Origin of the sequence: Actinokineospora sp. UTMC 2448, from assembly GCF_024760565.1 — a bacterium.
GTDB lineage: Bacteria > Actinomycetota > Actinomycetes > Mycobacteriales > Pseudonocardiaceae > Actinokineospora > Actinokineospora fastidiosa.
The window spans coordinates 4,006,675-4,026,165 of sequence record NZ_CP031087.1 but is presented as its reverse complement, the minus strand read 5'-3'; the positions used below and the strand labels follow the sequence as shown (position 1 = coordinate 4,026,165).

The 19,491-nt window shown below is 73.0% G+C and carries 17 protein-coding genes; 10 read left to right on the top strand and 7 right to left on the bottom strand.

Annotated elements, in window-relative coordinates; translation table 11 throughout:
- The first annotated feature begins 64 nt into the window (after nucleotides 1-64).
- The 7 genes from Actkin_RS18250 to Actkin_RS18220 all read left to right on the top strand — a co-directional run bounded on the left by Actkin_RS18250 (nucleotide 65) and on the right by Actkin_RS18220 (nucleotide 9,792).
- A complete protein-coding gene (locus Actkin_RS18250) occupies nucleotides 65-1,414 on the top strand; it encodes a GGDEF domain-containing protein (protein WP_189210733.1) in 1,350 nt (449 codons plus the stop codon).
- A gap of 186 nt (nucleotides 1,415-1,600) precedes the next feature.
- Nucleotides 1,601-1,966 (top strand): hypothetical protein, encoded by a 366-nt coding sequence (locus tag Actkin_RS18245; RefSeq protein ID WP_189210732.1) that lies wholly within the window; start codon nucleotides 1,601-1,603, stop codon nucleotides 1,964-1,966.
- Between the two features lie 51 nt (nucleotides 1,967-2,017).
- The gene (gene secD / locus Actkin_RS18240) at nucleotides 2,018-4,255 is read left to right on the top strand and encodes a protein translocase subunit SecD (RefSeq protein WP_189210731.1); all 2,238 of its coding nucleotides are present in this window, start codon (nucleotides 2,018-2,020) and stop codon (nucleotides 4,253-4,255) included.
- 99 nt (nucleotides 4,256-4,354) lie between these two features.
- Nucleotides 4,355-5,050, top strand: coding sequence for a DUF2306 domain-containing protein (locus tag Actkin_RS18235; RefSeq protein WP_258903544.1), 696 nt, complete (start codon nucleotides 4,355-4,357; stop codon nucleotides 5,048-5,050).
- Between the two features lie 11 nt (nucleotides 5,051-5,061).
- Complete coding sequence (locus tag Actkin_RS32640) at nucleotides 5,062-7,278, top strand: serine/threonine-protein kinase (protein ID WP_309569073.1); 2,217 nt, start codon at nucleotides 5,062-5,064, stop codon at nucleotides 7,276-7,278.
- Between the two features lie 58 nt (nucleotides 7,279-7,336).
- Nucleotides 7,337-7,798: a (2Fe-2S)-binding protein gene (locus Actkin_RS18225; protein ID WP_258903543.1), complete on the top strand. Its 462-nt coding sequence runs from the start codon at nucleotides 7,337-7,339 to the stop codon at nucleotides 7,796-7,798.
- Nucleotides 7,795-9,792 (top strand): molybdopterin cofactor-binding domain-containing protein, encoded by a 1,998-nt coding sequence (locus tag Actkin_RS18220; protein WP_258903542.1) that lies wholly within the window; start codon nucleotides 7,795-7,797, stop codon nucleotides 9,790-9,792. The genes Actkin_RS18225 and Actkin_RS18220 overlap by 4 nt, the downstream gene beginning before the upstream one ends.
- Nucleotides 9,793-10,214: 422 nt before the next feature.
- Here the strand turns inward: Actkin_RS18220 and Actkin_RS18215 are convergent, their stop codons facing one another.
- The 3 genes from Actkin_RS18215 to Actkin_RS18205 form a co-directional block, all read right to left on the bottom strand.
- Nucleotides 10,215-11,270 (bottom strand): DNA cytosine methyltransferase, encoded by a 1,056-nt coding sequence (locus Actkin_RS18215; RefSeq protein ID WP_258903541.1) that lies wholly within the window; start codon nucleotides 11,268-11,270, stop codon nucleotides 10,215-10,217.
- A 184-nt stretch (nucleotides 11,271-11,454) separates the two neighbouring features.
- Nucleotides 11,455-11,616, bottom strand: a complete 162-nt coding sequence (locus Actkin_RS18210) for a hypothetical protein (protein WP_258903540.1) — start codon at nucleotides 11,614-11,616, stop codon at nucleotides 11,455-11,457.
- On the bottom strand, nucleotides 11,613-11,828 hold the full coding sequence (locus Actkin_RS18205; protein ID WP_258903539.1) for a hypothetical protein: 216 nt from the start codon (nucleotides 11,826-11,828) through the stop codon (nucleotides 11,613-11,615). Before Actkin_RS18205 ends, Actkin_RS18210 begins: the two co-directional genes overlap by 4 nt.
- Nucleotides 11,829-12,259: 431 nt before the next feature.
- On the opposite strand from Actkin_RS18205, the gene Actkin_RS18200 reads away from it, so the two are divergent.
- From Actkin_RS18200 to Actkin_RS18190, 3 genes are all read left to right on the top strand, one after another.
- Entirely contained in the window at nucleotides 12,260-13,576 is a 1,317-nt protein-coding gene (locus Actkin_RS18200; protein ID WP_189210725.1) for a cytochrome P450, read from the top strand.
- 106 nt (nucleotides 13,577-13,682) lie between these two features.
- Nucleotides 13,683-14,069 (top strand): hypothetical protein, encoded by a 387-nt coding sequence (locus tag Actkin_RS18195; protein ID WP_258903538.1) that lies wholly within the window; start codon nucleotides 13,683-13,685, stop codon nucleotides 14,067-14,069.
- A 173-nt stretch (nucleotides 14,070-14,242) separates the two neighbouring features.
- Nucleotides 14,243-15,418: a glycosyltransferase family 87 protein gene (locus Actkin_RS18190; protein WP_258903537.1), complete on the top strand. Its 1,176-nt coding sequence runs from the start codon at nucleotides 14,243-14,245 to the stop codon at nucleotides 15,416-15,418.
- A 1-nt stretch (nucleotide 15,419) separates the two neighbouring features.
- Here the strand turns inward: Actkin_RS18190 and Actkin_RS18185 are convergent, their stop codons facing one another.
- From Actkin_RS18185 to Actkin_RS18170, 4 genes are all read right to left on the bottom strand, one after another.
- A complete protein-coding gene (locus tag Actkin_RS18185; RefSeq protein WP_258903536.1) occupies nucleotides 15,420-16,001 on the bottom strand; it encodes a TetR/AcrR family transcriptional regulator in 582 nt (193 codons plus the stop codon).
- 66 nt (nucleotides 16,002-16,067) lie between these two features.
- Nucleotides 16,068-17,366, bottom strand: a complete 1,299-nt coding sequence (locus Actkin_RS18180) for an ABC transporter substrate-binding protein (protein WP_258903535.1) — start codon at nucleotides 17,364-17,366, stop codon at nucleotides 16,068-16,070.
- Nucleotides 17,363-18,340, bottom strand: coding sequence for a branched-chain amino acid ABC transporter permease (locus Actkin_RS18175; RefSeq protein WP_258903534.1), 978 nt, complete (start codon nucleotides 18,338-18,340; stop codon nucleotides 17,363-17,365). Before Actkin_RS18175 ends, Actkin_RS18180 begins: the two co-directional genes overlap by 4 nt.
- Nucleotides 18,340-19,188: a branched-chain amino acid ABC transporter permease gene (locus Actkin_RS18170; protein ID WP_258903533.1), complete on the bottom strand. Its 849-nt coding sequence runs from the start codon at nucleotides 19,186-19,188 to the stop codon at nucleotides 18,340-18,342. Before Actkin_RS18170 ends, Actkin_RS18175 begins: the two co-directional genes overlap by 1 nt.
- Between the last annotated feature and the right edge of the window lie 303 nt (nucleotides 19,189-19,491).

Here is a 19,491-nt window from a genome sequence, read left to right as displayed (position 1 = left end):
CCCTTCCCGCCGAGGGCGCCCCGCCGGACGCGGCCCCGATTCGACCACGGCCAGCGTGACACGGATGATCACTTCGGCGAAATCGGCGGCGTCCCCGCGCACCTGGGCGCTCTGGTCGTTCGGCCTGCCCGGCGTGCTGGCCATCCTGGCCATCGACGTGGCGGGGGCGGCGGCGACCGTTGCCGGATTGTTGTTCTCCCCTGGGCCATCCAGGCGCGACTGGGCGCTGTTCGCACTCTTCACCGGCTGCGCCCTGGTCCACGTCGCGTTGACCCGTCTGGCGGAGGAGCGGCGCAGGGGCAGGCGGCTGCAGCGCGGCGCGGTCGAGTTCGTCGACCAGTCGAGCATCTGGTTCTGCGGCGCGGCGCTGGTGCTGCCGGTGACCCTGGTGGTCCCGCTGGTCGTGGTGGTGCGCGCGGTGCGGTACCGCATCGCCCGCCGCCCGCCCGCGCTGTGGATCGCCTCGTCGGCGACGGTCCTGCTGTCGGTGCACGGGGTCGGGCTGGTGCGGCACCTGTTCGGGGTGGACGACGCCACCGGCATCCGCACGGCGCTGGTCCTGGTGCTGGCGATCGCGGTGTACTTCATGGCCCAGGCGGTGCCGATCGCGGTGTACCGGGGCGTGCGGTTCCGCGACTGGCGGCTGGTGACCCTGCTCGGCACCCCGGGCGACAACTGGCTGATTGTGCACACCCTGCTGCTGGCGGCGGCCGCCGCGGTGATCGCCGTGGTCGCCCCGGCGTGCCTGGTGGGCGTGCTGGCGGTGGCCGTGCGCGAGACGCTGAACGTCGGGAAGATCGCCGCGCTCGAGGCCGAGCGGGAGCAGCTGACCGTCGACGCGCTGACCGACTCGCTGACCACGCTGCCGAACCGGCGCGGGTTCGAGCTGGTGGCGGGCACCGCGCTGGAGGTCGACCGCTCGGGCGGGCACCCGACGTCGGTGCTGATGCTCGACATAGACCACTTCAAGGACTGGAACACCCGGCTGGGCCACTTCGGCGGCGACCAGGTGCTGCGCGCGGTCGCCGAACGGCTGCGCGCCTGCGTCCGCCGCGGCGACATCGTCTCGCGGTGGGGCGGCGAGGAACTGGCCGTGGTGCTGCCCGGCACGACCGCCCGGGAGGCGGTCGACATCGCCGAACGCATCCGGGTCGCCGTGCGCGAGCTGGACACCGAGATCAGCACCCCGGCGGGCGGCCGGTCCGTCCGGTTGGGCCGCGGCGGGTTACCCCCGTGCACGATCTCCATCGGCGTCGCGGTGGCCCCCGACCACGGCGTCACCCTCGCCGACCTGCAGGACGTCGCCGACCAGGCCCTCCGGGCGGCGAAGTGGGCGGGCCGCGACCGCGTCGAGCTGGCCGGACGCCCCCGCCTCCCGACCCAGAACCGCCTGGCCAGAACCGAACCCGCCTAGCCGATCCCGGTGAGCCTTCGAGTGCGCCCTGGGGTTGGCATCGCCGAGCCGTGCGCCGCCCTCATCACCGCGGGCCGCTGCCCGGATGGTGCCGAGGCTCGGCGGAAGCGGCTGGCCAGGACGGTGCCCGCGGGGCGGTTCCGGTGCGGGGGAGTGGCGGCTGGACGCGTCGGTAGAGTGACGCCCATGACATGGGCGGCGGCGTGGCCGCGGCGGTGGACGGCGGGCCTGCTCGCCGGGCTGCTGCCGCTGTTCGGCGCGTTCGCCATCGTCGTCGGCGCGGGCGCTGGCCGCGCGGCCGGGACGATCCTCGCCGAGGCCCACGACGTCGACGCCGTCGCGCCCTCGCGGGTCGTGCCCGTGCGGCACCCGGTGGCCTCGCCGCCGCAGCTCGACCCGGTCGACCCGCCGTCCGCGGTGGTCGACTCCGGGCCGCCGCGACGGGCCGACGTCATCGTGGTCGCCGTCCCCGACACCCGCGCGGAGGACGGCGTGTCCGTCCCCGCCGATCCGCCCGACCAGCGCGGGCCGCCGCCGCTTTCCACTCCATAACCGACGAAAGCCCGCCGTGCGCGGGCGATTCCCCCTCTGGAGAGGAAAGAAGTGGCGCGCAACCCTGCGCGGCGCGGACTGGTCGGGCGGGCGCTGGTGTCCCTCGTCGTCCTCGCCGCCTCCGTGTACCTGCTCATCACCACCGCCCCTCGGCTCGGCCTCGACCTGCGCGGCGGCACGCAGATCACCCTGGAGACCAAGGACTCCCCGACCACCGTCGCCGACGCCGCGGCGACCGACCGCGCGCTGGAGGTGCTGCGCCGCCGCGTCGACGCGCTCGGCGTCGCCGAGCCGCTGATCGCCCGGTCCGGCGAGAACCGGATCATCATCGAGCTGCCCGGCCTGCAGGACCCCCGCGAGGCCGTCGAGGTCATCGGCCGAACCGCCCAGCTCACCTTCCACTCGATCACCCCCGACGGCACGCCGACGCCGGACGAGGACGGCAACCAGATCCCGCTCGCCCCCGCCGCGTTCACCGGCGAGGGCGTGGAGAGCGCGTCGTCCAGCCCCGACCCGCAGGGCGTCGGCTACCAGGTCAACATCGACTTCTCGGCGACGGCGGCGCGCCAGTGGGAGGAACTCACCGGCAAGGCCGCGTGCTCGCCGCCGGGCGACCCCGGCAGGCGCGTCGCGATCGTCCTCGACGGCGACGTCATCTCCTCGCCGCAGGTCGACCCGAGCGTGCAGTGCGAGATCGGCATGATCGGCAACAACACGCGCATCACCGGCCAGTTCAGCGCCGCCGAGGCCAAGGACCTGTCGCTGCTGATCAACGGCGGCGCGCTGCCGGTGCCGGTGGAGATCATCGAGCAGCGGACCGTCGGCCCCACCCTCGGCGCCGAGGCCATCGACGCCAGCGCCCGCGCCGCCGTCATCGGCCTGGCGCTGACCGCGCTGTTCCTGATCTTCGTCTACCGGTTCGCCGGACTGCTCGCGGTCATCGCCCTGATCGGCTACGCCGCCGTCGCCTACGGCGCGCTGATCGCCATCGGCGCCACGCTCACCCTGCCCGGCCTCGCCGGTTTCGTGCTGGCCATCGGCATGGCGGTCGACGCTACGGTGCTGGTCTTCGAGAGAGCGCGCGAGGAACGCGGGGCCATACCGCAACGCGCCATCGATCGCGGCTACTCCGGCGCGTGGTCGGCGATCATCGACTCCAACGTCACCACCCTGCTGGCCGCCGCGCTGCTGTTCGGCCTGGCGTCCGGTCCCGTCCGCGGCTTCGGCGTCACGCTCACCATCGGTGTCCTCGCGGCCCTGTTCTCCACGCTGATCCTGGCCCGCGTGCTGTTCATGCTCGGCCTGCGCGAGCGCATGGGGAAGCTGACCGGCCTCGCCCACCGCGGCCGCGTCCGCGAGTGGGTCGACCAGCGTGACGCCGGTTTCCTCCGCAAGCCGGCCCGCTGGCTGCTCGGCGCGGGCGCGGCGATGCTGATCGCGCTGGTCGGCCTGGTCGCCGTCGGACCCACCCTCGGGCTGGAGTTCACCGGCGGCCGGGTCCTGGAGTACACGACGCCCGGGCCGGTCGACGTCGACCGCGTGCGCGCCGAGGTCGCCGAGGCCGGGTTCACGCGCGCGGTCGTGCAGGAGTCCGGCGACAACACCGTGTCGGTGCGCACCGAGCCGATCGACCAGGCCGAGGCCGACCGCGTCAAGGCCGCCGTCGCCGAGGCGGCGGGCGGGGCGGAGCAGCTGCGCGACGAGCAGATCGGCCCGAGCCTGGGCGACGAGCTGCGCACGAAGGCGCTCATCGCCCTCGGCCTCGCGGTGCTCGCTCAGCTGATCTACCTGGCCATCCGGTTCAACTGGCGGCTCGGCCTGGCCACGGTGATCGCCCTCGCCCAGGACGTGCTGATCGTCGTGGGCGCGTTCGCCTGGCTGGGCAAGCCGTTCGACGGGGTGTTCCTGGCCGCGCTGCTGACCGTCATCGGCTACTCGGTCAACGACTCCGTCGTCGTCTTCGACCGGGTGCGCGAGCTGCGCGGGCAGAACCGCAAGACGCCGTTCGCCGACGTGGTGGGCCGCGCGGTCCTGCAGACGCTGCCGCGCACCGTCAACACCGGTATCGGTGTGCTGTTCGTCCTCGGCGCGCTGCTGTTCCTCGGCGACGGGTCGCTGTCGGACTTCGCGCTGGCGCTGCTGCTGGGCCTCATCGCGGGCACGGCGTCCACGGTGGTCACCGCGGGCCCGGCGGCGATCATGCTCGACCGCAGGTTCCCGCCGCCGGTCAAGCAGCCCGTCAAGGAGCGCCCGCGCGCGGGCGACCGCACGGACGGCGCGGTGGTGTAGGGCTGGCCCTACCCCCGACCCTGGTGTCCTCCTGATCGATCTCGGCTCTCCCGCCTCCTAACGTTCTACGGGAGAGCCAAGATCGACTGAGGGGGACATATGACAGCAGTCGCCGAGCCGCGCACGCAGCCGCCGGTGCGACCGGGGCGGGCGTGGTGGCGCAGGCCGTGGATCATCCCGATGGGCGCGGTCATCGTCGCCTTCCTCGTGTACTCCATCCCGCCGTACCTCGGGCTCGACCCGGCGCTGTCGCGGGTGCCGGAGGGCAGCTCGATCTACTACCCGGCGCTGCTGGCGCACATCGGGTTCGGCGCGGTGGCGATGGTGTCCGGCTTCTGCCAGGTGTGGCCGTGGTTCCGCAAGCGGCACCGCGCGGCGCACCGCGTGCTGGGGCGGGTCTACGTGTTCGCGGGCGTGCTGCCGTCGGCGACGGCGGGGCTGATCGTGGGCGCGATGTCGCCCTTCGGTCCGGTTGGGCGGGTCAGCCTGGTGCTGCTGGCGAGCATCTGGTTCGGCTCGACGATCACCGGGTACGTCAAGGCGCGGCGGCGCTCGTTCGCCGAGCACCGGGTCTGGATGATCCGCAGCTACACGCTCACCCTGTCCACCATCACCAACCGCATCTGGGGCCCGGTGGCCTCGATCGTCCTCACGCCGCACCTGGACACGATGTTCGGCGGGAGCGAGATCGCGCTGCTGTACTCGGTGGCGGGGATCACCAACTGGTTGGGCTGGGTGGTGCCGCTGCTGGCCGTCGAGCTGTGGTTGCAGCGCAAGCGGGTGCGGGCTCGGTAACCTCGCGGGGGATGGCGGAACTCGACGCGGTAGGCGCGTACCGGATCGTCGGACGACTCGGCGGCGGCGCGATGGGCACGGTGCACCTCGCGCGGTCGCCGGGCGGGCGGCTGGTCGCGGTCAAGGTCGTGCGCCCGGAACTGGCCGACGACCCGCGCTTCCGCGAGCGTTTCCGCAGGGAGATCGCCATGGCCAGGGCCGTGGGCGGCTTCTGGACCGCGGCCGTGGTCGACGCCGACCCCGACGCCGCGCGGCCCTGGCTGGCCACCGAGTACATCCCCGGCCTCGACCTGCACGAGGCCGTCCGCTCGACCGGCGCCCTGCCCCCGGACGCGGTGCGCGGCCTGGCGGCCGGTCTCGCCGAGGCGCTGTGCGCCATCCACGCCGCGGGTCTGGTGCACCGCGACCTGAAGCCGTCCAACGTCCTGCTGGCCGCCGACGGCCCCCGGGTGATCGACTTCGGGATCTCGAAGGCGCTGGAGGGCTCCGGCCTCACGCACACCGGGATGGTCGTCGGGACGCCGGGATACCTCTCGCCGGAGCAGATCGAGGGGCGCGAGGTCGGTCCGCCGTCGGACGTCTTCGCCTTCGGCGCGGTGGTCGCCTTCGCCGCGTCCGGGCGCCACCCCTTCGGCGACGGCGACACGGCCGCCCTCCTGTACCGGGCCGTGCACACCCGCCCGGACCTGCGGGACGTCCCCCATGACGTGCGGGAGTTGATCAGCAGCTGCCTGGACCGCAAGCCCCGCAACCGCCCGACGGCCCCCGACCTCGTCACGGCCCTGCGCGGTCGGGTGGCGGGGGAGTGGCTGCCCGCGAACGTCCGCACCCTCGTCGAGGAACGCCGAACCGCGATCATCGCGGCCCACCCGCCGACGAGGACGCTGCCCCACGACGACCTGAGCCCCCGCGCCCGCTGGTGGCTGGAACGCGGCGAGCCCGCCGCCCCACCGGGCGGCCTGCCGGAGGCCCCGCCGGGCCCGGGCCTGCTGCGCAGACTGATGGCGAAGGCGGGCCAGCCCTTGGCGCCTGACAATTCCCGGCAAGCGGAGGCGACTCCGCAAGCGGGACAGTTGTCGGCGGCCGCTCCCGGTGGTGCTTTCCGGCACCAGGTTGGCGCGGGTCCGACTCCGCAGGCGGGACAGCCGCGGGCGGCCGCTTCCGCCGACGGCTCACGGCAACTGGGTGGTGCGGAGCCGAACTCACAGGCGGCGTTGCCGGATGACCGTGCTGGAACAGGTCCGCAGGCTTGGCAGGCACCGCATCCTTCCCACGGACCCGCAGGGGTTGGGCGGGCCGCACATCCGGAAGGCCAGCCGGAGCAGGCGGCTGCCGCCTCCGGCGCCGGACGGCTGTGGCAGATGATCGGCGGACTGCTGGGCGACCGCCCGGCAACCACCGAGGACCGGTCGACCCGCGGCCCGATGGGTGCGGTCTCCGGCGAGCAGCAGGCGGATCGTCCCGTCGAGGCCTCATCGGGCGGCTCCGCCGGGCAGCGGGCGGATCGTCACGGTGCGGCTCTGTCGGGTGGGTTCGCAGGGCAGCGGGCGGATCGTCACGGTGCGGCTCTATCGGGTGGGTTCGCCGGGCAACCGGCAGTCGCGGTCGGGGTTCAGGAGCCAGGGGTCTTCAAGCGGTGGTGGGCGCTGTCGAAGATCCGCGCCCCGCAGCCGGAGCTGAAGGTCGCTGATCGCGTGGGGCGGTTGGTTGAGCAGGCGCGGGGGCGGGGTGACCGGGGGCAGGCCGTGTTCGTCACCGCCCGCGGGCCGCGGGTGGTCGCCGCGGTTGTCGGGTTCGGCGGGGCCGGGTTGTTGGCGGCCGCCGGGGCGGAGGCAGGGCGGAACGGGCGGCCGGGGGTCGGGTTGCTCGTGCTCGCCGTCGCGGTGTTGCTCGCGTTGGTGGCCGTGCGGCGGGCCGGGCAGGCGGTGGGGCCGCGGCGACGGGTCGAGGTCGGCGCGGCCGGGTTGTCGTGGCGGCGGGGCGCGACCGTGACGACGGTGAAGTGGCCGAAGGTCGCCCGGGTGCGCATCGTCGGCGACAAGCACCGGCCGTGGCTGGTCGTGTGGCCCAGGGACCCGTCGGCGCTGCCCGGCAAGCCCGACCACCACGGCGGATACCGCGTCTACCCCATCGCGCACGAGAAGCAGCCGCGCCGTCGGGAGCGGGAGCTCGCCGAACTCCGCGCGGCGCTGGCCTGGTACGGACGATCCGCGTTCGACGAGAGCTAGCTTTCGGCCGTCGCCGTGGGCACTATGGGGATCACGGACGGCGACGGGGGGACTACCCATGTACCGGTTGCGGGTCAACGGCAGGGACAGCGCGCTCGACGTACCGGGTGACACGCCCCTGCTCTGGGCGCTGCGCGACGATCTCGGGCTCACCGGCGTCAAATACGGCTGCGGCGTCGGCGCGTGCGGCGCGTGCACGTCCCTTGTGGACGGTCAGGCCGCGCGGCCGTGCGTGCGGACGGTGGAGGAGTGCGCCGACTCCGATGTCACCACCATCGAGGGACTGGGCGGCGACCATCCGGTGCAGCGCGCGTGGGTCGACCTCGACGTCGCCCAGTGCGGGTACTGCCAGCCCGGCCAGATCATGGCCGCGGTCGCGCTGCTCGCCGAGGACCCCGACCCCGACGACGCCGCCATCGACCGGGCGCTGCGCGACAACGTCTGCCGCTGCGGCACCTACCCGCGCATCCGCGCCGCCGTGCGCCGTGCCGCGCGGATCGCCAGGGACGGTGTCGCGTGATCGGCCGGCGCGGGTTCCTCGTCGGCGCCGGGGTCGGCGTGCTGGCCGTCAGCGTGCCGCTGCCCGCGCTCGCGGCGGGGGAGTGGGAGCCGAACGTCCTGCTGCGCCTGGATTCCGCGGGCGGCATCACGCTGACGCTCCCGCGCCCGGAGACCGGCCAGGGCGTCCGCACCGTCGCGGCGATGCTGGCCGCGGAGGAACTGGCCGTCGACGTCGCCGACCTGCGGTTCGTCCAGGCCCCCGGGGACACGCAGCGGTACGGGCCGCAGTCGATCGGCGGCTCGCGGTCGGTGCAGCAGATGACCGTGCCCGTGCGCACCGCCGCGGCCACCGCGCGCTGCCTGCTCGTGGCCGCGGCCGCGCGCCGCTGGGGTGTGCCGGTGGAGACCTGCCACGCCCGCGACGGTGCCGTGCACCACCGTCGTCACGGCCGCCTGCGCTACGCCGACCTGGTCGACGACGCCGCTGCTATCGATCCCGCCACGATCGAGGTCACCCTGACCCCGCGCCCGCGCTGGCGCGTGCTCGGCGGCCGGGGCGGGCGGATCGACGCGCGGGACATCGTCACCGGGCGCGCGCGGTACGGCATCGACGTCCGCGTGCCCGACCGCCGCGTCGCCGCCGTGCTGCGCCCGCCGTGGATCGGCGCACGACTGGACACAGTGGACGACAGCGCGGTGACCGGCGTCGAGGCCGTGGTGCGGCTGGACCCGGCGACCGGCGTGCAGGGCGGGGTGGCCGTCATCGCGACCAGCACGGCGGCGGCGCTGCGCGGGCGGGCCGCGCTGCGGGCGACGTGGACCGGCGGGACACCGAACGCCGACAGCCGCGCCTGGCTCGACCAGCTCGCCGCCGCCGTCCCCGCCCCTGAGCCTTTTGCCCACACCGCGACCTACCGCCTGCCGCTGCTCGCGCACGCGCCGATGGAGCCGATGAACGCCACCGCGCACGTGCGCCCGGACGGTGCGACGCTCTGGATGCCGACCCAGGACCCCGGCGGCCACCGCGACCGGGTCGCCGCCTTCCTCGGCGTGGACCGCGCCGCCGTGCGGGTCGAGCCGACCCTGTCGGGCGGGGCGTTCGGCCGCCGCTTCGAGACCGACTTCGTCATGGAGGCCGTCGTCTGCTCGCGCGCGGTCGGCAAGCCCGTGCAGGTCGTGTGGACCCGTGATGACGACACGCGCCACGACTCGTACCGGCCGATGTCGGTACACCGGCTCTCGGCCGAGGTCGACGGCAGCGGCCTGCCGGTCCGGCGCGCGCACGACGTGGCGACGTGGCCGCTCAGCATCTTCCCGGCCATGCCGCCGGACCTCGTCCGCCTGATCGGCGACCAGTTCCCGTACACCGTCCCCGGCGACGTGCGGATCGCCCTGCTCCCCGCCCCGCTGCGCACCGGCTTCTGGCGGGCGGTGTACGCCGGGCAGTTCGTCTACGCGGAGGAGTGCTTCCTGGGGGAGCTGGCCCGGCGCGCGCGGGCCGACCAGGTCGACTTCCGGCTGCGGCTGCTCGGCGAGTCCCGGCTCCGGCCGGTCCTGGCCGCTGCGGGCGAGCGGCTGCGGCCCCGGCGGGGCCGGGTCAGGGCGGCGGCGTGCGCCCTGGACTACGGCTCGGCGTGCGCGATCGTCGTCGAGGCCGACCGGACGGGCACCCCGACGCGGGTGGTCGCCGCGGTCGACGTCGGCACGACCCTGCACCCGTCCGGCCTGCGCGCCCAGGTGGAGGGCTGCGTGCTCGACGCGGTGTCGACGGTCTTCGGCGCCCAGGTCACGGTGCGTGACGGCGCGGTGGTGGAGTCGTCGTTCCGGGACTACGCGTGGGCGCGCATCGACCAGGCCCCGGACATCGAGGTGCTGGCGGTCGACTCGGGCGCCCCCATCGGCGGCCTGGGCGAGTTGGCGTACCCACCCGCCGCTGCGGCGCTGGCGACGGCGTGGTCGATGGCCAGGGGCGAGCCGGTCACCGGCATGCCGGTGAACCGGCCGGTGGGGTAGCAGCGGGAAGGCCGCCCGCGCTGGCGGACCGACCGTCACCACGCCTACTGGCGGGCGAGGCAGGCACCAGGTCAGCCCCGGCCCGCAGGCAGATCAGTCCGGCAGCGGGTCAGTCCTCACCCGTAGGCAAACCAGTCCGGCAGCGGGTCAGCTCTCACGCGCGGCCAGGCCGCTCTGGCAGCGGGTCAGCTCTCACGCGCAGGCAGATCAGTCCGGCAGCGGGTCAGCTCTCACGCGCGGGCAGATCAGTCCGGCGCCAGGTCAACCCCCACTGGTGGATCGGCCCAACCCGCACCGCGCCCGCCTTCCGTTTGGTGGAGGTGGGCAGGCATGCCTCCTCCACCGGCCGACCAGGCGGTTCACCAGGGGTGCGGGCCCGTCGGATGGCGGGCGGGAGGCTGGCGCGGTGTCGGGTCGGGCGGCTAGCAGAGGGGGCAGGGTGGGGTGGGTGGTGCGGTGTTGGTCAGGTGCGCGCGCAGGTGGTGGGCGACGGCGGCGGCGAGCAGCGGGGGTACGGCGTTGCCGATCTGGCGGGCGATCTCGATCTTGGTGCCGCACCAGCCGAAGTCGTCGGGGAAGGTTTGCAGGCGGGCGGCTTCCTGGTGGGTGATCGGGCGGTGGTGCTCGGGGTGGAGGTACTGGCCCTTTTCCGGCTTGTAGAACTCGGTGCGGATGGTCAGCGACGGGTGGTCCCAGCGCATGCGGCCCATGACGTCGGTGGTGCCGGTGCGCTTCTCGCGCCAGCAGCGGGGGAGGAGGTGGTCGGGCAGGTCGAACCGGCCGCCGCCGGGCGGGATGTGGCGGTAGCGCTCCAGCGACAGGGGCGTCGGCGTCCGGCCGAGGTGCAGGTCGGCGCTCTTGAAGACCCCCGGCACGGGACGTCCGTCGAAGTCGATCCGGGAGTCCGGCAGCCGGGTGGTGGCAGGCTGCTCGGGAAGTCCTCTGAGGACGGTCTCGGTCCCGTGCCACGCCGCTCGGTCGTGGGTGGGCGAGGGCAGCGGTATCGCCCCGATCCGCGATCCGATGACGAACGCCCGCTTGCGCCGCTGCGGCACCCCGAAGTCGGCGGCGAGCAGGTGTCCGGTGGTGAGCTCGTAGCCGGAGGTGTGCGCCCGCAACAGCGCGAACTCCGGCGCGCTCAGAAACCGGTCGACGTTCTCGATCACGAATACCTTCGGCCGCGCGTGCTCCACGACCCGCAGGTACTCCCGCCACAGCTGGTTGCGCGGATCATCCACCGACCGCGACCCGAGGTTGGAGAACCCCTGGCACGGCGGCCCCCCGATGATGACGTCGGCCTGCGGGACATCCCCCGCCGCAAGCCGGGCGATGTCGACGGGCAGGACGTGCGCGCCCCCGAAGTTGACCGCGTAGGTAGCCGCAGCGGCCCGGTCATGCTCGACCGCGAGCACCGGCTCGAACCCGGCGTCGACGAACCCCCGGGTCATCCCGCCGCACCCGGCGAACAGATCGATCATCCGCAGCCCACCCACAAGCCCAAACGCTAGCCGATCACCCCTCCACCCCCACCGCGCCACGACGGGAGACAGCCGATGTTTTCCTACTCACTATTTCTTATCTAGATAACGGGCGAAGTGGAAACAAGAGAAAGGTGTGGGCGGCTAGCAGAAGAGGGCGAAGGTTCCCGAAGAACAAGAACGCTTAGGAAGGGAACGCACCGGCCAACCGGAACAGCAGTGCCGCCGCCACCAACACCGCCGCCACCGCCAGCGCCACCAGCGCCACCGCCAGCGCCACCAGCGCCGCCGCCAGCGCCAGCGCCACCAGCGCCGCTGCCAGGAGTGCCGCCGGCCGGAGCGTCACCGCCAGCAGCGCCAGCGCCCGGAGGTCCGCCGCCGGGAGCGCCGCCGCCGGGAGCGCCGCCACCCGGAGTGCCAGCGTCCGGAGTTCGGCCGCCCGGAGGTCCGGCCGCCCGGAGTGCCGCCGCTGGGAGCCGCCGCCCGGAGTTCCACCGCCAGGAGCGCCAGCGCCCGGAGTTCGACCGCCAGCAGCGTCACCGCCAGCAGTGGTGCCATCGGCAGCGGCGCCAGGCACGCAGCTCGGGAGGCAGGAGGCAGGCATTCTTGGTCGCGGAAAGGCTGCGCATTTCCTCCCTAGGAGTCGCCCGCCTGTCCCTCGGCTTCTCAAAGCCCGCCCCCGCCACCCCGGGCGCTGTGGCGGGCCGGGCAGCGGGGCAGGCGTGGGTGCGGCGGTGCCATCAGCGTCCGGTGAACCTCTCACCGGGTGGCCGCCCCGACCTCCCGGCCGCTGCTCTCCGGAGTCCTTCTGCGACGCACAGAGACAACTGGACTCGCGTCCGTTACCCGGGTTGTGAGTCGGGTCCACCCCAGTGCGCGGCGAGGGTGATGTCGCCTAGGCTGGCCGTGCAATCTTGGAACCCACACCGCGTCGGGACGCCCCGCACCCGCGCGAGCTCTACGGGCGGGGGGTCGGCCGGGGGGTCGCGATGAACACGGCACTGCGCAAGGCCAGCGCTCAGAGGACCGCGCAGGCTCGCGGGGTCGCCACGCGTCTCAAGGCGTGGCTGATCCGGCGTTATCTGGCGCGCGTGACCCGCAAGGGCAAGGGTCTGGACCTCTCCCGGCTGCTGCCGGACTCGGCCATGATGCCGCTCGCCCGCACCGGGCTGGAGCCGGTCGCCGAGGCGGAGGCGATGCGGATCGCCGCGCCGGTGACGAAGCTGCCGGTGCCGTTCGGGGTGAACCTCTGGCTGGTCACCGAGTACGAGGCCGCCAAGCAGGTGCTCTCCGACACCCGCGCCTTCAGCAACGACTTCGTGCACCTCGCGGGCGCCCTCGGCGACCTGGAGACGACCAACCCCGGCGGCCTCGGCTTCGCCGACCCGCCCGTGCACACCCGGCTGCGCAAGCTCCTGACGCCGGAGTTCACCATGCGCAGGCTGGCGCGGCTCACCCCGCGCATCGACGAGATCGTCACCGAGTGCCTGGACAACATGGCCAAGGTCGACGGCCCCGTCGACCTGGTGACGGAGTTCGCGCTGCCCATCCCGTCGCTGACCATCTGCGAGCTGCTGGGCGTGCCCTACGCCGACCGCGGTGACTTCCAGCGGCTCAGCGTGGCGCGGTTCGACCTGTTCAGCGGCGCTACCGCGTCCCTCGGGGCGATCTCGGAGTCCCTGGAGTACCTGACCGAGGTCGTGCGCAAGCAGCGCCGCGAGCCCGGGGACGGCCTGCTCGGCTCCCTCATCCGCGAGCACGGCGACGACCTCACCGACGACGAGCTCGCAGGCCTGGCCGACGGCGTCCTGACCGGCGGTTTCGAGACGACGGCCAGCATGCTCGCCCTCGGCGCGATCGTCCTGCTGCGCGACCCCGAGTCCTTCGCCATGGTCCACGACGACGACGCGGCGGTGTCGCCGTTCGTCGACGAGCTGCTGCGGTACCTGGCCGTCGTGCAGGTCGCCTTCCCGCGCTTCGCCCGGGAGGACGTCACGGTGGCCGACACCGCCATCGGCAAGGGCGATGTCGTCGTGGTCAGCCTCAACGCCGCCAACCGCGACCCCGCGCTGGTGTCCGACCCGGGCTTCGACCGCACCCGCAAGCCCACCTCGCACCTGGCCTTCGGACACGGCGCGCACCGCTGCATCGGCGCCGAGTTGGCCCGCATGGAACTGCGCGCGGCATACCCCGCCCTGGTCCGCCGCTTCCCGAAGCTGCGCCTGGCGGGCGACTTCGACAGCCTGCCGTTCCGGCAGAAGTCGATCGTGTACGGCGTGGACGCGCTGCCGGTCCTCACCCATTGAGCCGACCCGGCGCGCGCATTCGGACCACCGTGGACGGAGTCGGTCAACCGCGTCCTGGCCTGCCGGTATCGTTCGGCGGTGTTCGAACGCACCTCGGGAGCAGCTGATGGCCATTGACGACCTGCCGCGACGTTTCGCCACCGTCGCCGCCTACAACTCGGCCTACCCGGAGTGCGCGTTGCCGATGGACGTGACGGTGCGCAACTCGCAGCGCGCGTACCACGCGGCGATGGTCGGTGTGGCCGACGACGTGACGGGCACTAACGTGTCGCTGACCATCGAGTTCCTTCCCGGCGGCGCCCCGGCGCCCGGCGAGGCCGACCGCGTGGGCACGGTCGTGGCGACCCACTGGGGCCGCGGCCCGCTCATCGTGCTGGCCGAGGACGTGTCGCTGCGGGCGGCGTGGAAGGCCGTCACCGCGCAGTTCCCGACGCAGCTTTCCCAGGTGTGTTCCCTGGTCATGCCCCTGCCCAGATCGGTGCCGGTGGACTAGGTAGCATTCACCCGATCGCGGCGGGCGGGACGGACGGTCCGGCGCGGGGCGGTGGGGGCAAGGCCGTGGCCTACAGGCCACCCGACAGGATGGGTCTCCCGGTGGGGGTATCGACACTGTTCCGTTCAGGCACTCGGGCGGCGCGGGACCGGTGGGCGGACGCCTCGGTCACCGTGCGGCTCGTCGTCCTCGCCGCGCTGGCCGCGGTGTCCGGCGTGGTGCTCTGGCGGATCCTGGCCGGTCACGAGCTGATCGACCTGCAGGTCTACCGGTTCGGCGTGGACGCGTGGCGAGCGGGCTCCGACCCGTACGGCCCGATGCCGAAGACCTCGGTCGGCGTGGCCCTGCCGTACCTGTACCCGCCGCCGTCGCTGCTGATCATCGCGCCGCTGGCGCTGGTGCCGCTCGGCGCGGCGAAGGCGCTGATGACCGGGCTGTCGGTGCTGGCGCTCGCGGCCACGGCGTACGTCGTGATCAGCCGCTGCTGGCCGAGGGCGACCACCTGGCAGGTGGTCGGCGTCACCGCGCTGGTGCTGCCGGTCGCCCTGGTCCTGGAGCCGGTGCGCGAGACGCTGACCTTCGGGCAGATCAACCTCTGGCTGATGGCGCTGGTCGCCGTCGACTGCCTGGCCCGGCGGCCGCGCTGGCCGAGGGGTCTGCTGGTCGGCATCGCGTTCGCGCTGAAGCTGACCCCGGCCGCGTTCATCCTGTTCTTCCTGCTGCGCCGCGACTACCGGGCGGCGCTGACGACGGTGCTCAGCGGCGCGGTGTTCGTCGCGCTCGGGTTCCTGTTCGCCTGGAAGGACTCGGTCGCGTACTGGCTCTCCGGCGCTGGCCCGACCGACGGTGTGAGCGGCACCCCGTACGGCACCAACCAGACGATCCTGGCCGCGCTGAAGCGGCTGGTGATCCCGGAGACCGCGCAGACCGTCGGCTGGATCGCCCTGGTCGGGGTGACGGTGTTCGTGGCGGTCCTGCTGATGGTCCGGCTCGACGCGCCGACCGCGCTGGTGGTCAACGCGGCGCTGGCGCTGCTGATCTCGCCGACGGCGTGGTCGCACCACTGGGTGTTCATCGTCCCGGCGCTGCTGGTGTTCGCCTTCCACGCGGTGCACCAGCGCCTGTCGGTCGTGCTGGGGCTGGGTTATCTCGTGGTGTTCCTCATCGGCCCGCACCTGCACCTGCCGCGCGGCAGCGACACCGAGCTCGCCTGGAAGTGGTACGAGCACATCATCGGCGACTCGTACGTGCTGCTGGCGCTGATCGCGCTCGGCGTGACCATGTGGAAGGTCCGCGACCGCAAGCCCAGGACCGACCGCGAGATGGCGCGGGCCCCCGAGTTCGCCTGAGTCAGGGCCGCAGGCTGGCCAGCATCAGGTCGGCGAAGTGGGTGCCGACCTGCTCGGCGGTCAGCGGGCCGTCCGCCCGGTACCACGAGCCCAGGCGGTGGATCGCGCCGAGGTGGTAGTTGACGATCAGGTCGGCGGGCACGTCCGTGCGGAACACGCCGGTCGCCTGTCCCTCGGCGACCAGGTCGCGCACCCGGTCCTGATAGGCGCGGCGCTCGGCGCGCACCTGGTCCTGGCGGTCGGCGGCGAGCAGGTGCACCGACTGGAAGAACACGACCGCCTCCTCCAGGTTGGCGATGCTGGTCTCCACGACGTCGGCGACGATGGCGTGCAGGCGCTGCGGCAGCGGCAGGCTGTCGTCGTCGGCGATGGTGCGCATGCGGGAGGTCTGCATCCGCAGCATCCGGGTGTAGACCTCGAACAGCAGGTCGTCTTTGGACTCGAAGTAGTGGTACACCCCGCCCTTGGTGACCCCGGCCGCGTCGGCGATCTCCCGGATGGAGGTCGCGCCGAAGCCCTTCGCGGCGAACAGCGAGATCGCCGCGCGCATGACCCGTTCCCGGACGGGGGTGTCCACCTGCATCGGTCCGCCTTTCCTGCCGGGGTCGCCGGTCGCGTCAATCTATCCCGGCGGCCCCGGCCGGGAAGGTCAGCCGACGAGGCCGATGTCGCTCGGCGTCTTGCGCCCGGTCGGCGCGGGCTCGATCGGGCCGTCGCCGCGGTCGGTGACGACGGGCTCCTGCACCACGGTCGTGTTGCCGTCGGCGTTGATGGTGAACACGTAGGCGCCGGTGTAGCCGGAGTGCGACTCGGGGGAGAACGCGAACGGCGTCAGGCCGGGGCCGGTGAGCACACCGGACTCCATGACCTTGATGATGCCCTCCCTGGTCAGGTCGCGGCCCGCCTCCTTGAGGGCCTGGGCGAAGGTGTAGGCCTGCGCCATGCCGTAGACGACGGTGTTGGTCAGCGGGACGTCCGGGATGTACTTCTGGTGGACCTCCCGGAACAGCGCGGTCCACGGGTCGCTGGTGAGGTTGACGTCGGGCAGGTAGCCCGCGCCGATCAGGCCGGTCAGCAGCTGCGGGGCGGAGACCTCCGCGCCCGCGCGCTTGCCGAACTCCGACAGCAGCCCGGTCAGGGTGCGCGGGTCGGCGCCGATGCTGGAGACGACGAACTTCGGCTTGTAGCCGATGCGGGCCGAGGTGAGGATGGCCAGCGCGGTGAACGCGGGCACGCACTCGCACACCACGACGTCGGCCCCCGCCTGCTTCAGCGCGGTGATCTGCGGGAGCACGTCGGTGTTGGCCGGGTCGTAGCCCTGGGCCGAGGTGATGGCGACGTGCTTCTCCAGGCCCGCCATGCCGTCGCGGCCCACGTCGTCGTTCTGGTGGAACACGCCGACCTTGGCATCGGGGAAGGTCTTGGCGATGTAGTCGCCGAGGATCTTGCCCTCGCGGGTGTAGTCGACCTGGAAGCCGAAGGTCATCCGGCTCTTGGCGGGGTCGTCCCACATCAGCGCGCCGGAGGAGACGAGCAGGTCGGGCACGCCCTCGGTGTTGAGGAAGTCGACGACCTTGGAGTGCGTCGGGGTGCCGAGGCCGCCGACGATGGCGAACACCTCGTCCTGCAGGACCAGCTTCTTGACCACCTCGACGGTGCGGGTGGGGTTGTAGCCGTCGTCCTCGACCCGGTACTCGATCTTGCGGCCGTGGATGCCGCCGTTGTCGTTGATGTGGCTGTACATCGCCTTGGCGCCCGCCGAGATGGTGCTGTAGCCGGGCGCGGCAGGCCCGGTCAGCGGCTGGTGGGTGCCGATCAGGACGGTGTCGTCGGTGACGCCGGGCGCGGGATCGCCCGATCCGCCGCCGCCGGTCGCCGGTGTCTCGCCCGCGCCCCCGCACGCGCTGAGCGTGAGCACGGCGGCCAGGACAAGTGCCTTCGATCTCATGCCGCTCCTTCGGGTTTGACCGGCCGCATCCGCCGCACCAGTCCGTGGATCCCTTGCGGGAAGGCCATGACGACGGCGATGAGCACGACGCCGTAGGCCGCTAGGGGGAGGTTGTTGGCCACGTCGGTGCCCAACTCCAGCGCGTGCGCCAGTTCCTCGGTGCCCGCCTGCAGCGCGACCAGGGCGACCGCGCCCCACAGCGCGCCCCAGAGGCTGCCGACGCCGCCGAGCACCATGGCCGCGAGCAGGCCGAGCGACAGGGCGGGGGTGAACGAGCCGGGGGCCGCGGTGCCGAGCAGGAACGCCTGCAGCCCGCCCGCGAGCCCGCCGCAGACCGCGCTGACCAGGAAGGCGGTGATCTTCGTGCGGCCGACGTGGATGCCCGCGAGGCCTGCGGCCACCTCGTCGTCGCGCACGGCCCGCAGCCTGCGCCCGACGCGCCCCCGGGTGAGGTTGGCGAGCAGGACGAGCGCGGCCAGGACGGTCAGCCAGACGATCCAGGCCTGCCACTGCGTGCTCGGGATGTCGATGCCCGCGGGTTTGCTGTTGACGGTGAAGCCCAGGCCGTTGCTGCCGCCGAGGAAGTCGGGGAAGCGCTGGGTGACGGCGGGCAGCCCGACGGCCAGGGCGAGCGTCGCCCCGGCGAGATAGGGGCCGTGCAGCCGGGCCGCGGCCGCGCCGGTGAGCACCCCGGCCAGCCCGGCCGCCGCCGCGGCGGCGAGCAGGTCGACCCAGAACGGCAGCGACGGGACGTAGACGACCAGCAGGGCGACGGTGTACGCGCCGATGAACAGGAACGCGCCGTGGCCGAGGGAGATCTGCCCGGTGAGTCCGGTGAGGACGGTCAGGCCCGCGACCGCCAGCAGCAGGTAGCCGACCGTGGCGATGCGGATGTTGGTGAACGGGTCGACTAGGAACGTTAGCGCGACGATCGCCGCGAGCGCGGCCAGCGCGAGGAGCAGGTGGCGCAGCATCAGACCCTCCTGGCGACGCGCTGGCCGAACAGGCCGTCGGGACGAACGGACAGCACCACGACCAGGATCGCCAGCGCGGCCAACGTGACCAGCTCGGCGCCGAGGTAGCCGGAGACCAGCGAGAGGACGATGCCGAGCAGGAACCCGCCGATGACGGTTCCGATGGCGTTGTCCAACCCCCCGATGACAGCGGCGGTGAGCGCGTACACGAAGACGGTGTCCATCACGGTCGGATGGATGAAGGGCGGCGCCGCCAACAACCCCGCCAGCGCCCCGACCGCAGCGGCCAACGTCCACCCGATGGTGAGCATCCGCCCCACCCGCACCCCGACGAGAGCGGCAACCTCCGGCCGGAAGGCGGCGGCCCGCATCCGCAGCCCGATGGTGGTGAACTTGAAGAGCAGCAGGATCGCCCCCGCCGTCACCAGCACAACGACCACGGCGAAGAGCGAGGCGGGCGAGAAGGCCCCCCGGAAGTCGAACGCGTAGGGGAACGACTGCGGCTCAGCGGTCCAGATCATCCCGGCAACCGCTTGCAGGACAAGCAACAACCCCAGCGTCACGATAACCGGCGACAAGGGCCCTCGATCCTTGAGCGGCCGGATAAGCAGCCGCTCGGTGAGGGCCCCGAGCATCCCGCCCGCGACGATGGCGACGATGAACCCCAGCCAATAGCCGCCGGTAGCCCGGTTGACGGCGAAGGCGAGGTAGGCGCAGACGAGAGCCAGCGCGGGCTGGGCGAAGTTCACCATCTGGGTGGCCCGGAAGATGATGACGAGGGACAGCCCGAGAGCGGCGTAGATCGCGCCGAGCGCAAGCCCACTGAGGAGAAGCGTAGTCAGATCCACAGCCCACCTCCGGCAACACCCGAGGCGAGGGAAGCGCGACAAGGCGCAGGAGCCACAACCGCTGACCATGGGGAACGCAGCGCGAACACCCACCCGACGCAACGCGCCTGACGCGACTGTCCGATGGGGTGGATCCGCTTCTGTGGGGAGCGAAGCGGTGCTACCCTTTCTCGGCGCGGACGGCTTCGCCGCTCCGCCCCTAATCCGCGCCGCGCCGCTTCGCTTAGGGGCCCCGCAGAAGCGGATTCACCCCATCGGACATCAAGTGTCAAATCGCGTCGCGCATGGGCTGTCCGCTGTTCT

Excerpts from the sequence above, each read along its gene's own strand:
- Actkin_RS18250 (WP_189210733.1), top strand. The coding sequence starts at position 65 with ATGATCACTTCGGCGAAATCGGCGGCGTCCCCGCGCACCTGGGCGCTC.
- Actkin_RS18245 (WP_189210732.1), top strand. The coding sequence starts at position 1,601 with ATGACATGGGCGGCGGCGTGGCCGCGGCGGTGGACGGCGGGCCTGCTC.
- Actkin_RS18235 (WP_258903544.1), top strand. The coding sequence starts at position 4,355 with ATGACAGCAGTCGCCGAGCCGCGCACGCAGCCGCCGGTGCGACCGGGG.
- Actkin_RS32640 (WP_309569073.1), top strand. The coding sequence starts at position 5,062 with ATGGCGGAACTCGACGCGGTAGGCGCGTACCGGATCGTCGGACGACTC.
- Actkin_RS18225 (WP_258903543.1), top strand. The coding sequence starts at position 7,337 with ATGTACCGGTTGCGGGTCAACGGCAGGGACAGCGCGCTCGACGTACCG.
- Actkin_RS18215 (WP_258903541.1), bottom strand. The coding sequence starts at position 11,270 with ATGATCGATCTGTTCGCCGGGTGCGGCGGGATGACCCGGGGGTTCGTC.
- Actkin_RS18205 (WP_258903539.1), bottom strand. The coding sequence starts at position 11,828 with ATGGCACCACTGCTGGCGGTGACGCTGCTGGCGGTCGAACTCCGGGCG.
- Actkin_RS18200 (WP_189210725.1), top strand. The coding sequence starts at position 12,260 with ATGAACACGGCACTGCGCAAGGCCAGCGCTCAGAGGACCGCGCAGGCT.
- Actkin_RS18195 (WP_258903538.1), top strand. The coding sequence starts at position 13,683 with ATGGCCATTGACGACCTGCCGCGACGTTTCGCCACCGTCGCCGCCTAC.
- Actkin_RS18185 (WP_258903536.1), bottom strand. The coding sequence starts at position 16,001 with ATGCAGGTGGACACCCCCGTCCGGGAACGGGTCATGCGCGCGGCGATC.
- Actkin_RS18180 (WP_258903535.1), bottom strand. The coding sequence starts at position 17,366 with ATGAGATCGAAGGCACTTGTCCTGGCCGCCGTGCTCACGCTCAGCGCG.
- Actkin_RS18175 (WP_258903534.1), bottom strand. The coding sequence starts at position 18,340 with ATGCTGCGCCACCTGCTCCTCGCGCTGGCCGCGCTCGCGGCGATCGTC.